General features: G+C 71.7%; 13 protein-coding genes. 3 read left to right on the top strand and 10 right to left on the bottom strand.

What is annotated here, in order from left to right; translation table 11 throughout:
- Positions 1–2 precede the first annotated feature (2 nt).
- Positions 3–1,055: a helix-turn-helix domain-containing protein gene (locus QF035_RS06940; protein WP_307518996.1), complete on the bottom strand. Its 1,053-nt coding sequence runs from the start codon at positions 1,053–1,055 to the stop codon at positions 3–5.
- A 448-nt stretch (positions 1,056–1,503) separates the two neighbouring features.
- On the opposite strand from QF035_RS06940, the gene QF035_RS06935 reads away from it, so the two are divergent.
- Positions 1,504–2,844, top strand: a complete 1,341-nt coding sequence (locus QF035_RS06935; protein ID WP_307518994.1) for a helix-turn-helix domain-containing protein — start codon at positions 1,504–1,506, stop codon at positions 2,842–2,844.
- Positions 2,845–2,881: 37 nt separating this feature from the next.
- Here the strand turns inward: QF035_RS06935 and QF035_RS06930 are convergent, their stop codons facing one another.
- From QF035_RS06930 to QF035_RS06920, 3 genes are all read right to left on the bottom strand, one after another.
- Positions 2,882–3,616, bottom strand: coding sequence for an ankyrin repeat domain-containing protein (locus tag QF035_RS06930; protein WP_307518993.1), 735 nt, complete (start codon positions 3,614–3,616; stop codon positions 2,882–2,884).
- Positions 3,617–3,749: 133 nt separating this feature from the next.
- Positions 3,750–4,406: a DUF3105 domain-containing protein gene (locus QF035_RS06925; protein WP_307518992.1), complete on the bottom strand. Its 657-nt coding sequence runs from the start codon at positions 4,404–4,406 to the stop codon at positions 3,750–3,752.
- 89 nt (positions 4,407–4,495) lie between these two features.
- Positions 4,496–4,876 (bottom strand): hypothetical protein, encoded by a 381-nt coding sequence (locus tag QF035_RS06920; RefSeq protein ID WP_307518990.1) that lies wholly within the window; start codon positions 4,874–4,876, stop codon positions 4,496–4,498.
- Positions 4,877–5,013: 137 nt separating this feature from the next.
- On the opposite strand from QF035_RS06920, the gene QF035_RS06915 reads away from it, so the two are divergent.
- Positions 5,014–5,628 carry a TetR/AcrR family transcriptional regulator gene (locus tag QF035_RS06915; protein WP_307518989.1) on the top strand — a complete coding sequence of 205 codons (615 nt, stop codon included), beginning with the start codon at positions 5,014–5,016 and terminating at the stop codon, positions 5,626–5,628.
- On the top strand, positions 5,625–7,016 hold the full coding sequence (locus QF035_RS06910; protein ID WP_307518987.1) for an MFS transporter: 1,392 nt from the start codon (positions 5,625–5,627) through the stop codon (positions 7,014–7,016). Before QF035_RS06915 ends, QF035_RS06910 begins: the two co-directional genes overlap by 4 nt.
- Here QF035_RS06910 and QF035_RS06905 read toward each other — a convergent pair.
- The 6 genes from QF035_RS06905 to QF035_RS06880 form a co-directional block, all read right to left on the bottom strand.
- The gene (locus tag QF035_RS06905) at positions 7,007–7,693 is read right to left on the bottom strand and encodes a hypothetical protein (RefSeq protein ID WP_307518985.1); all 687 of its coding nucleotides are present in this window, start codon (positions 7,691–7,693) and stop codon (positions 7,007–7,009) included. The genes QF035_RS06910 and QF035_RS06905 overlap by 10 nt on opposite strands.
- 133 nt (positions 7,694–7,826) lie before the next feature.
- Entirely contained in the window at positions 7,827–9,014 is a 1,188-nt protein-coding gene (locus QF035_RS06900) for a damage-control phosphatase ARMT1 family protein (RefSeq protein WP_307518983.1), read from the bottom strand.
- Positions 9,015–9,034: 20 nt separating this feature from the next.
- Positions 9,035–9,826 (bottom strand): MBL fold metallo-hydrolase, encoded by a 792-nt coding sequence (locus QF035_RS06895; protein WP_307518981.1) that lies wholly within the window; start codon positions 9,824–9,826, stop codon positions 9,035–9,037.
- Positions 9,827–9,925: 99 nt separating this feature from the next.
- A complete protein-coding gene (locus tag QF035_RS06890) occupies positions 9,926–10,723 on the bottom strand; it encodes an alpha/beta hydrolase (protein ID WP_307518980.1) in 798 nt (265 codons plus the stop codon).
- Positions 10,724–10,742: 19 nt separating this feature from the next.
- Positions 10,743–11,624, bottom strand: a complete 882-nt coding sequence (locus tag QF035_RS06885; RefSeq protein ID WP_307518979.1) for an alpha/beta fold hydrolase — start codon at positions 11,622–11,624, stop codon at positions 10,743–10,745.
- Positions 11,625–11,735: 111 nt separating this feature from the next.
- Entirely contained in the window at positions 11,736–12,560 is an 825-nt protein-coding gene (locus QF035_RS06880) for an alpha/beta fold hydrolase (protein ID WP_307518977.1), read from the bottom strand.
- Between the last annotated feature and the right edge of the window lie 7 nt (positions 12,561–12,567).

The following is a 12,567-nucleotide window of genomic DNA, read 5'->3' as shown; positions in this document are numbered from 1 at the left end:
TGTCAGGGCAGCAAGGAACGACGCACTGACCTGCTGCGCAGCGCGAGCTGAACGTCGAAACGGAATGCCGGGTCGTCGAGCCTGTCGCCGTACAGCGCGGCGAGTTGCCGCAGTCGGTTGCGGGCGGTCTGCGGATGGATGCCCAACGCGGCGGCGACCTCCGGAGCGGTCCGCCCACCGGAGGTGAGCAGCGCGTCGAGTGTGTCCGTGAGCCGTTCCGCCTTGCCAGGCGGGAGGGCACGCAACGGCTCAAGTACCTGGTCGGTCAGGAGGGTTCCGATCGGCGAGCCGTGCAGGAGGTGCAGCTCCGCGAGATGGTTCTCGGCCCTGAGCCGCCCCAGGCGCCGCCCCAGCCGGGCACAGTGCAGCGAGACCCAGGCCTCGTTCAGCAGCACGCTCGGGCCCACCGCCACCTCCGTTCCCTCCAGGACGGTCAGCAGGCTGTCGTCGGGCGCCACCAGATGCAGTTCGCCGCCGCGGCTCACCCGCAGTACGTCCTCGTGGACCGCGGTCAGGTCGGCGGAGGCGGGCAGCACCGCGCATCGCACCCGTTCCGGCAGCGGCCAGGCGGCCCTGCGGGCGAGATCGGGAAGCGGTTCCGCGAGCGGATCCCGGTTGCGTTCCAGCAGCCGTGCGGCGAGCAGCCGCCTGGTGCGCAGCATCTCGTCGGCCGCCCCGGCCCGCGCCTCCTCGAAGCCCGCCACCGACCCCTCGGCCATCGCGTGGATGTGCGTGAGCACGGCCTCGCTCAGCGGGACGGCGATCTCACCGGAGAACGCGGCCTCCCGGGCCACGTCCATATAGCGGCGGCACGCAACCCGGGCGCCGATCCGGTATGCGGCCTGCAGCCCGTCCATGCCGCGCCCGCTCAGGTACTCCAGTCTGCCCAGCCGCTTGAAACGCGGCACGTAGTGCTGCTGCGGTGCGTCCGGCTCCTCCACCAGCTCCGTGAACTGCGTCGCGGCCAGCCGGACCGCCTCGGCGAGGTCATGGGCGACGGCGGAGCCGATCGGCTGCCGGTAGCCGCGCACCTCTCTGCGGATGGCCTGCACCATCTCCGTGGTGAGCTCGGGAAGTCTGGCCCGGAGCAGCGGGGCGAGCGCCGGAGGCAGGTCGTGCCACGGGCGCCTGGATAAGAGCGGATCGACAGCTGACACGTCCAACTCCCTTGCTTGGCCCTGTAGTCGGACTCCCTCCGCCGGCCTGCGGCGGGGAGGTGCCCCAACCGGGCGACGCCATGCACGCTCGCGCCTGGCACGCCGAGAGCACGCCTGTGGCGGCTCTCGACTTCGCTCGACCAGGGGGACCCCCATACCGCCGAAGGATCCGCCCTCCGGGCGGAGGACGGGAGTTGGCGACAGGGCCTAGCACGGGACAGTGAGTCGTCGTGGTCCGGAGTGTAAGCCGGGTGACACTTTCGCCACCGGTCCTCGCGCGGAATCTGGCGTACGTCACACAGGTCCCGGAGGCTGCCCAGCCCCACGGGAATCCACGGGAGGCCCCTTGACCCCCACGCACGAACGGGCCGCGCGCACCCACACGCACGAACGAGCCGCGCGAACGAAGGACCCGCACGCTCAGTACGCCGCACCGCTCCCGGGCGAGACACGGCGGATGCTGCTGCGGCACATGCCTGCCGCCGTCGACGAGATGGAGGAGGCCGTCCGCACCGGCCTGCCGCACTACGCGCACCTCGTCGACGGCACGTACGGCTACTCGGTGCGCCAGATCATCGACCGTACGGTCCACTGCTTCGTGTCGATCCACGACGGCGGCCGGCCCGGCCCCGCCGCCACCGCCGAGATCATCGCCCTGTACGAGCGGATCGGCGCACGGCACGGCCGCCTGGGCTGCCCGCTCGACGCACTGCGGGACGCGCTCGACCTGGCCGGACGGGTGGCGTGCCGTCGGCTCATCAAGGACGCGTACCGACTGCACTGGCCCGCGCCCCTGCTGGCGACGCTCACCGAGGACACGTTCACCCTGATCGGAACGGCCATCGCGGCCGCGACGCGCGGCTACGCCGAGGAGAGCCACCGCGCCCCGCTCGACGTGCAGCGGGACCGGCTGCGGGACGCCCTGGTCGCCGAGCCCGACGACCGGGCCCGGCCGCTCGCCGAGCTGGCGGCGGCGGCCGACTGGCGGCTGCCGGGCACGCTCGCCGTCCTCGCCCTGCCACCTGGCGACCATCCGCAGACGCACGTCCTGCCGCCCGAGGTGCTCGCCGACCGCAGCCCCGCCGCGCCCTATCTCATCCTGCCCAATCCCCGTACGCCGGGCCCGCGTTGGCTGCCGAAGACCAAGGGGGCGGCCCTCGGGCCCGTGGTGCCCGCCGACCGGGGCGCGGTGTCGCTGCGGTGGGCGCGGCGCGGTCTGGAGCTCGTCGAGCGCGGGACTCTGCCCGCCGGCACACCGCTGCGCTGCGGCGACCACGTGGCCGTCATGACCGCGTTCCAGTCGGGCGACCTCCTCGAAGCCGCCGCGGCCGAGCTCCTCGGGCCGCTCCTCGAACTCCCGCCCCGCCGCCGCGAACCGCTCCTCGAAACCCTGCTGGTGTACCTGCGCTGCGGCGACAACGCCGTCCTCACGGCGGAACGCCTGCACGTCCACGAACAGACGGTCCGCTACCGCCTGCGCCAGATCACCCAGCTCACCGACGGCACCTGCCCGGACCCCGAACGCCACCTGGAGACCATGCTCGTACTGACCCGGCTGTTGTCCCCGGGCACCGCGGACCGGGGGGCGGTCGGCTGGCGGGCCAGGGCGGGCGAGGCGGGCGGCGCGGCAGGGGCGGCAGGACAGGCAGGCGGCGCGCACCAGCCCGCCCGGCCGAGACAGGCGTAGGCGCGGGCACCGGGCCCGGAGCATCCCGTTCGAACCGTCAGGGAAGCTCGGCGCGGCCCTTCGCGCCGTGCTCCCGAAGCCACTGGACGACGCCGTCCGCGTCGGTCGTCCGAGCGATGTCGAGAGGGGTCTTGTTGTCGTAGCCGACCCAGTCGAGATCGGCTCCCCGCGTCAACAGATAGTCGGCGGCGGCCAGTTGGCCGCCGTGGCAGGCACCCCAGAAAGCACGGGTGACGGCGTCGCGGCCCGGCGGTTCGGCGCTCTCGACGACCTCCTTCACCCGGTCCAGCAGGCCGAGCGTCGAGGCGTCCATGAGCGTCGTGCACGCGCCCAGTTCGACCAGTCGGTGCGCGGCCCGCCACTGGCCGAAGCCGCGGGCGTCGGCGAGCGGTGTGCCGCCGCCGATCACGGCACCGGTGGCCTCGATGTCGGCGCCCGCCTCGACGAGGGCGTCCAGTACGGGCACGTCGTTGCTGCTGGCCGCCCAGTGCAGCGGGGTCTCCGAATGGGCGCCCTCGAAGCGGGCGTTGGGGTCGGAGCCCGCCGCCACGAGAGCGGCGACGATGGCGGGACCGTTCGGGTAGTGGCCGGGCCAGTCCGCGGCGATGTGCAGCAGGCTGCGTGTCCCCGCTCCGGCGCCGCGCCGAACGATCCCCGTTCCGGCGAGGCCGGGGTGCTCGGCGAGGCACTGCCGGAGAGTCGGCAGGTCACCGCCGCGGATCGCCTCGGTCACCGCGACGGCGAGCGGATCCTGCGAGTCGAGCGTCTCCATCTCACGCCTCCTGCCGAGGACGCCCTGTCGGGGGCGTCCTGCTCGGGATCGGAACGATACGCCTGGGGTGAGCCTGCCAGAGACGGAGATGCGGTGTGGCGCCGGGCTCACGGAAGAGCCCGGCGCCGGCTGGTCAGGACGCGTCGATCCCGTTCGTGCACGCGGCCCCCGGCTCCGGGGTCTGCGCACCCTGCACGTACTTCGTGAGGAACTGCTGGACCCGCGGATCGGACGCCTTGTCCACGGTCAGCTGCTTGCCCCAGGCAGACAGCATGATGGCCCCGGCCTGGTCCTTCACCGGACTCATCAGCGTGTACGGGGTCTTGGCGACCTTGTCGGCGAGCGTCTTCACATCGGCGTCCGCGGCCTTGTCGTTGTACGTCACCCAGACCGCGCCGTGCTCCAGCGAGTGCACCGCGTTCTCGTTCGGTATCGCCTTCGTGTAGACCGTGCCGTCACAGGTCATCCACGCCTGGTTGTGGTCGCCGCCCACCGGCGGGTTCATCGGGTAGGACACGGCCTTCGCGACATGGTTCTGCGTCAGCTTCTTCGCGTTCCAGGACTTCTCGCCCTTCACGGGCTTCTTCACGGCCGCCTGCTGCTGCTCGTCCTTGTCGTTCGCCTTGTTGAGGCCGTAGGCGCCGAACGCGACAAGCCCGACGACGATGACCGTGCTGACCGTGATCGTGAGGACGCGGTTTCTGCGGTCGCGGGCCTTCTCCGCCCGCCGCAGCTCCTCGACGCGCGCCTTGCGCGCCGCGGCGGCCGACTTCTTGCTGGTCCTGCTCATGGGAATGCGTTCCTTGTCCCCGCCGCGCCGGTTCCTTCGGGCGGCGGTGGGTGAGGGGTCGGACGGACGTCTCTGGTCTGGACGTCGGTCTAGATCCGCTGCACCTGGAGGACATGGAGATCGGGGGCGCCGCGCGCGGGCGGCAGCACGGGGACGTGCGGGGCCGCGACCGGGCGCGCCACGACCGGCATACGCGGCAGCACCGCGGGCAGGGGGTGCGCGGCGACGGGCAGTACGGCCCGCGCCTCCCGGGTGGGCAGGCCGCAGCACCGGTCGTGCTCGGCGGGGGAGCCCAGCCGCTCCTGGGCGACGGAGACGGTGACGACGGGATCGGCGACCGGAGCCGCCCGGCCGTGCGAGGGCACGTACCCCAGACACATCACCAGCGCCGCGAGCAGCACGGCGAGGACAGGGCGCAGCACCGCGTCCCGCGTGACGCGGTGCGGTCGCCGGTGCGTCCTGCTGCTCATCACGGTGATGGTATGCGGTGCGCGCGACGGCGGTTCGCGGACCCCGCAGATCGGCCGGGTACGTACCTCCGCGAGACGGGGAACGCACCTCCATCCGTGAGTAGACACTGTCTACTCACGGCTGGTAGACAGTGTCCATGACCGAACAGGAGGCGGGACTTCGAGCCCGTTTGGTGGCCGTGGGCGTGGACCTGGTGACCCGGGAGGGAGCGCAGGCGCTGACCCTGCGGGAGATCGCCCGCAGGGCGGGTGTCTCGCACGGCGCCCCGCGCCGCCACTTCCCGACCCACCTCGAACTGCTCTCCGCCATCGCGCGAGAGGGCTTCGCCGAACTGGGGGCCGAGGTCGCCGAGGAACTGCGGGGCGGCAAGGAGCCGGCAGGCGGTGAGGAACCGGGCGGCGTCGGGACGAGCCCGCGTGCCCAACTTGCCGCGCTGGCCCGGATCTACGTCGACTTCGCGCTGTCCCACCGCGGTATGTACGAGCTGATGTTCCGTCACGATCTGCTGGAGAGCAACAGCCTGGGCCTGCGCGAGACCAGCCTGCCGCTGTTCAACTCCCTTGTGGACCTGGTGAGTCGGGCATGCCCCGACGTGCGGGCACCGGACGTGGCGGGTGCTCTCTGGGCCAACCTGCACGGCATCGCGCAACTGTGGGGCTGGGGCAGTCTCCAGCTCGCGACAGGGGCCGACGGCGTCGAACCCCTCGTACGGGCCGCGCTGGACGCCCACCTCGGACCGGAGCCCCGGTGAACTCGGCGCGCGACCAGCGCCTCACGCTCACCGCCGGCATCACAGGGGCCGCGCTCGTCGCTCTCGACGGGACCGCGCTGACCGTGGCGCAGCCCAGCCTGCGGCACGACCTGGACGCCTCGTTCGTCCAGATGCAGTGGACGAGCACCGGCTATCTCATCGCCGTCGCGAGCCTGCTCGTCTTCTCCGGACGCCTCGGTGACCGGTACGGACACCGACGGGTCTTCGCCCTCGGAATGCTGGGCTTCGCCGTCACCGCTGCGGCGATCGGCCTGGCGCCGAACGTGGGCTGGGTCATCGGCCTGCGCGTCGTGCAGGGGGTCTTCGGCGCGCTGCTGCAACCGGCGACCCTGGGAATGCTGCGCGCCGCCTATCCGCCGGAGCGTCTCGGGATGCCGATAGCCGTGCGTACCAGTGCCATCGGGGCCGCCGCCGCGCTCGGCCCGTTGGTCGGCGGGGCGCTGGCGACCCACTTCGGCTGGCGGTCGGTCTTCTTCCTTGGTCTCGTCCCGGCGCTCGCGGCGGTGGTGCTCGTCCTGGTGGCGCGGGTGCCGAGGGAGGCCTCGGACGTCCCCCTGGACCTGCCGGGCGCGTGCCTGCTGGGGGTGACGCTGGTGTGCCTGGTCCACACCCTCGTCGGTCTGCCGGACACCGGCTGGACGGCCGCGAGCGCGCTCGGACTCCTCTGCACGGCGGCCGCGTGCGCCGCCTTCGTCCGCCACGAACGGCGTACGACAGGGCCGTTGATACCACCCGACGTGTTCCGCTCGACCACGATCACCTCGGCACTAGGTGTCCTGCTCACCGCGTCGGCGGTGCTGTTCGGCACGCTGTTCCTCAGCACGTACTACCTCCAGGACGTACTGGGCCTGGACCCCCTCCGCGGCAGCCTGCACGCGCTGCCGCTCGCGGTGGCCATGGTGGTCGGCGCACCGGTCTCGGCCGTACTGCTGCGTCGCTACGGTCCGCGCCGAACGACCGTGGCGGGCATGGCTGTTGTGGCCCTCGCCACCCTTCTGCTGTCCCGGCTCGGTCAGACGTCGGGATCCGTGGCGATCGGCGGATGTTTCCTTCTGCTGGGGTCCGGCTTCGCCCCCGTGACGGTCACCGCGACCGCGGTCGTCGTGCGGGAGGCGTCCGTGCGCTCGGCGGGTGTCTCCGGCGGACTCCAGCAGACCGCGATGAACATCGGTCCGGCCCTCGGGGTGGCCGTGGCCACCACGCTCGCACCGGCCGGTGACTCCGCCAGGGGAACCGCGCTGGTCGTCCTCGCCGCGGTCGCCGCACTGGGTGCGCTACTGGCCGGCAGACTCCCTGCCGTGGCAGGGAAAAGGCGCCCGGACCCCGCCGGGAGTCCGGGCGCCAGAAGCACAGCTGATCACCCGTAGAACGGCCCCGGTGTACTCCATGTCGTCGTACCGAAGACGTTCGCGTCGTCAATGCTGATGTTGACGTTGCTGACCTTGAGCCCGTACTGGGTCGCGGTCATGCCCGCCGGGCAATTCACCTCCACGGGAGGGAAGTTGACGAAGAAGTGCGGGCCGAACTCGCCCGCGTAGTTCCGGTGCGCGCTCAGGATCCAGTTGCTGTCCGGCTCGTAGTACGTCGAGCCGAGGCGCTGCTGTTCGGTGCGGACGACGAAGCTCGTGCCGTGGTCGAAGCTGCCGTCGGCACGGAGGCACCCGAAGGTACGGGCGGTGTCGGCGTGCGCCTGGAAGTAGTTCCCGGTGCTGTTGAGGCCGGCCAGATAGCCCGGCTGGTTGCGGACGTTGTGCAGGACGACGCCGAGCTTGAAGCCGCCGCAGCCCGCGGTCGGGTCGTAGTCGTGGTAGATCAGCTGGCACTTGCGGTCGCCGAAGTAGGCGGTCGGATCCGGGTTGTAGGGCTGAGGCACCACGGTCCCGTAGAACTTCACGGTCGCCGAGACGCCGCCCTCGGTGCCCGCCGGGATCTCCACGGTGGTCGTGGCGTGGGCGGCGCCCGTGCCGGTCAGGACCAGAGCGAACCCGGCGAGCAACGCGACGATCAGCCGTGCCGGATGTCCCAGCACACGCTTGTTCCCCATAGCTGACTTCCCCCCTGTGCATGTCATGCACATTCACGCGAACGGTGACCAGCGCACGCTAGCGGCACCACCGCCCCATGAGGGGACAAACAGCCCAGTCCTCACAACCGGAACGCTCACGTGCCGAACCGGATCAGCGTGCGGCGAACTGGATCAGGGCGTGCGTCCCGCTCGTGCGCCATGCCTCCTCGCCCGCGTCCAGCTCCTCCAGCGTCCGGGGTTCGAGTCCGGTCACGACGTCCGACTTGAGCGTCCGCAGCGCCGCCACCGGACCCGGGAAGTACGCGGTGGCCTCGGCGAACGGTGTCGTGGCCGGCCAGTGGCGATCGCCCACCAGACGGCGGTAGTTGAGGTCGCCCTTCATCACGGTGAGCGTGGCGGACGCGAAGTCCTCCCGGAGGTCGGCCGACATCCGCTCATAGGGGTGCGGTGCGCACGAGAACGGGTGTGTGCGCAGGGTCAGCTGCCCACCGCTGACAGCCTGCCGCAGCCGCTCGCCGACCTCCGCCGCGTGTCCGGACGCCCTGGTCATACGGTCGAGACAGGCCAGGGTGTCGGTGGTGGTCGCGTCGGAGACGTAGTACGGGTACGGCTTGAGGTGAAGGACGACGGTGGCCGCCCGCCGTGTGGTCAGGAGATGGTCGGCGAGGACGAGGTCGGGAAGCAGCTCGGGACCGGCGTTGTCGGCGACCAGACAGACCTTTCCGGGCTCGCCGGCTTCGAGGGTCTCCAGGAGCGCGGGGGAGTCGTCGACGACCAGGCCCGTCACGCGCTCACCCAAACCCCCGGCGCCCGCGGACAGTTGGAAGCCGAGATCGGCCCGGTTGCCCCAGAGGGAGGAGAGCAGGAGGGTGCGGTCCCGTTCCTCCAACGGGAGTTCGGGCAGGCGGTCGAGCGCGGAGAGCTCCTCGTCGACCTTGGAACTCGTGAGTTCGGCGTTCTTGAAGGGGGCGAAGGGGTCGATGCCCAGCCAGGGACCCGGTGCGAAGTGGCCCAGGGCGGCCAGGAGTTTGCGGTAGAAGAAGCTCTCAGCCCACAGGAACGGCACGTCCGGCCAGCGCTGCCCGTAGTACGGCTCGTCCCGCCACCGCTCGGCGCCCGGCTCACTGTCGTCGAGCCGTTCGATGACCCCCTTGGTGATCTCCTCCAGCAGGGAGTCAAGCGCGCGCTGTTGCTCGGGCGGATACGGAGTGGCCCGCCGTACGCGCTCGATGAGGGCGGGGTGCCGCTCGTCGAGCACGCTCCGGGCGAAGGAGCCGGGGGAGCTGACGATGACGGGGGCGTGATCGGGGCTGTGGCTGCTGGGGCTGGTGCGCGTCATACCCCCAGTAAACCGTTCCGTCACACGGTGACGTCGGCTCCCTTTCCGGTGGGCAGCCAGCGGAAGCGGTCGCGGATGTCGGCCGGAGCGCCGGCGAGTTCCGCCTCGATGGCGGTCCGGCCCTCCTGGAAGTGGCCCCAGCCCTCGTAGTGCACGGGCAGGACCGTGTGCGGCCGCAGTTCGCCGCACAGACTGACGGCCTGCGCCGCGTTCATCGTGTAGCGGACGGGGCCGGTCAGCGGGAAGCGGACGCTGCCCAGATGCAGCAGCGCGGTGCCCACGTCCAGACGGCGGGCCACCTCCCGTACGCCGTCGTACAGGACGGTGTCGCCGGAGACCCACAGCACGCCGTGCCGCTGGCCCTCCCAGCGGAGCGCGAAGCCGATGACGTCCCCGGTGACCGCCCGGGACAGCGGCGGACCATGGCGGGCCGGAGTCGCCGTGACGTCGATCGCCGGGCGTCCGGGCGCCTCCAGCCGTGTGCTCGTCCAGGCCGCCAGACCCCGCGCGTTGCCCCCGAGCCGACCTGCCCCGGACAGCGTGGTGAGTACGGTGCCGACGCCCGGCAGCAGGGCACGGCCTGCCGTGTCCAGGTTGTCGCCGTGGTGGTCGTGGGTCAGCAGGACGGCGTCGATCGGCGGCAGGTCCGCGACGGCCAGCGCGGGGCCCGCCAGTTTGCGGGAGGAGGTGCCCCAGCCGAACGCGTAGCGGCCGCCCGGCGGATCGAACGTCGGGTCGGTGAGCAGCCGCCAGCCGTCGGCCTCGATCAGCGTGGTCGGACCGCCGATGTGCGTGACACGGACCTCGGTCATGCGGTGACCCCCTCCCAGGGCATGCGGTGATCCCTGCTCGTCGGCTTCTTCGGTGGCCCGGGGCGGCCCGTGCGGTCGCCCCGGGCGCGTTGTCCGCCCCTACTTGGCGTGTTCCACGGCCCAGGACAGGGCGTGGTCGGCGATCTCCTCCCAGCCGGGCGAGGCCGGCATGAGGTGGGGCTGGCCCGGATACACCTTGACCTCGGTGACGGTCTTCGACTTGTAGTGCTTGGCGTTGGACTGCTGGACCTTCGGCGGCATCAGATGGTCCTCCTCGCCGGAGAGGAACAGCAGCGGGGCCCGGTCGTCGTTGTGGTAGTTGACCCAGATGTCCTGGTGGCCCGGCTGGAGGTTGGCCAGCACGCTGTTCCACAGGATGCGGCCCGAGGCGGGGATCGCGTACCGCTCGTACAGCGCCCGGGACTCCTCCTCGGGGAACGTGTTGGTGAACGCGTAGTGCCACTGCTCGAAGGTGAGGCCGACCGCCTTGTGGTGGTTGGCGGGGTTCTTGAGCACGGGGAACGTGGACTTCACCTGGCTCGGCGGGATCACCCGCACGCCCTCGGTGGGCGCGGAGTTGATGGCCACGCCCGCCGCGCCGAATCCGTGGTCGAGGAGGACCTGGGTGAAGGCCCCGCCCGCGGAGTGGCCGATCAGGACGGGCGGCGCGTCGAGTGCGCGGATCACGGTGGCGAGGCTCTCGACGATCCGGGGCGCGGTGATCGCCTCGATCGGCGTCGGGTCGGCGTTGAGGGACTCGACCTCCGCCTCGAACCCGGGGTAGGCGGGTGCGATCACGCGGTAGCCCTGCTTCTCGTAGCGGGCGATCCAGTGTTCCCAGCTGCGGGGCGTGACCCAGAAGCCGTGGATCAGAACGACGGTGTCCGGCTTGCTCATTGGTTTTCCTTCCGGGAGGTCAGCGGGTGGCGTGGTGGGCGGCCAGGATCTGGCGGACGACGACGGCCGGGCGGGACATCATCACGACGTGCGACGCACCCTTGACCTCGACGACCCTGCTCCCCGCCCGCTGCGCCATGAAGCGCTGCACGGCGGGCGGGATGACCTTGTCGGCGGTCGGGATCACGTACCAGGACGGCAGCGACTTCCAGGCCGGTACGCCGCTCCCGCCCGCCAGACCGCCGATGCTGCCCGGGCGTTGGGCCGCCGCCATCAGCCTGGCCTCGGAGCGCGGCAGATCGCCGGCGAAGACCTCGCGGAACTTCGCCGGGTCGATATAGCCGTCGAGGCCGGGATCGCCGGGAGGCGCGTCGGCGGGCAGCGGGAACGGGCGGGTCACCAGGGCGCCGGGCAGCTCACTGCCCGGGAACTGCTCGGCCAGCTGCAGCGCGCTCTCGCCCTCGTCGGGGGCGAACGCGGCGACGTACACCAGCGCCTTGACGTTCGTGTGGCCGCGCCCGGCGTTGGTGACGACCTCGCCGCCGTAGGAGTGGCCGACCAGGATGACCGGGCCGGGGATCGTGTCGACGATGCTGGAGACGTAGGCGGAGTCGCCGGCCAGGGTGCGCTGGGGGTCCCCCCGGACGGAGTCTGGGGGAGGGTTCGCGGCGGCGATGACCGGGAAACCGGCGTCCTGCAGTCCGGCCATGGTCTTGTACCAGCCGGACGCGTCGGCGAACACGCCGTGGACCAGGACGACGGTCGGCTTGGCACCGCCGGCCGAAGGTCTGGCACCGGCTGCCGACGCGGAGGGCAGCGCGCCGCCGAGGCCGAGTGCGCCGGTGCCGGCCGCGAGCAGGCCGCCGAGGACGCGGCGGCGGGGATGACGGTCGGACGTCATGTGATGAGCTCCTTCTGGATCGGGGCATGTCGGTGGCGGGGCATGCGGACGGAGCTTCGGGAGCGCGCCGAGGCGCCTCACCGGTTCATTGGAGGTGCCTCAGGGGGTGCCTCAGGAATTGAGGAACTCCAGCAGATCGGCGTTGAGTTGTTCCTTGTGGGTGTCGGTGATGCCGTGCGGCGCGCCCGGATAGACCTTGAGCGACGCGTTCTTGATCCGGGCCGCGGAGGCCTTGCCGCCCACCTCGAAGGGCACGACCTGGTCGTCGTCGCCGTGGATGACGAGCGTGGGCACGTCGAAGGCGTCCAGGTCGGCACGGAAGTCGGTGGCGGAGAAGGCCGCGATGCACTCGTACGCGTTCCGGTGTCCGGACTGGAGCCCCTGGAGCCAGAACGCGTCGCGTACGCCCTGGGAGGGACCGGCGCCGGGCCGGTTGCCGCCGAAGAACGGCCCGTCGGCCAGGTCGCGGTAGAGCTGCGAGCGGTCGGCGAGCGAGCCGGCGCGGATCGCGTCGAACACCTCGACCGGTACCCCGCCCGGGTTGTCGTCGGTCTTGAGCATGAACGGCGGCACGGCGGAGACGAGCACGAGCTGGGCGAGCCGGGCGGTGCCGTGCCGGCCGACGTAACGGGCCACCTCGCCGCCGCCGGTGGAGAACCCGACGAGGGTCGCGTCCCGCAGATCGAGCGTGTCGACGAGCGTCGCGAGGTCGTCGGCGTACGTGTTCATCTCGTTGCCGAGCCAGGTCTGGGTGGAGCGGCCGTGGCCACGGCGGTCGTGGGCGATGACGCGGAAGCCGTTCGAGGCGAGGAACAGCTGCTGCGCCTCCCAGCTGTCCGCGTTCAGGGGCCACCCGTGGCTGAGCACGACCGGGCGGCCCTGACCCCAGTCCTTGTAGTGGATCCGTGCACCGTCGGAGGCGGTCACGTACGGCATTGGGGTG

Origin of the sequence: Streptomyces umbrinus, from assembly GCF_030817415.1 — a bacterium.
In the GTDB taxonomy this organism is placed as follows: Bacteria; Actinomycetota; Actinomycetes; order Streptomycetales; family Streptomycetaceae; genus Streptomyces; species Streptomyces umbrinus_A.
This window is presented reverse-complemented; position numbering and strand designations above follow the sequence as displayed.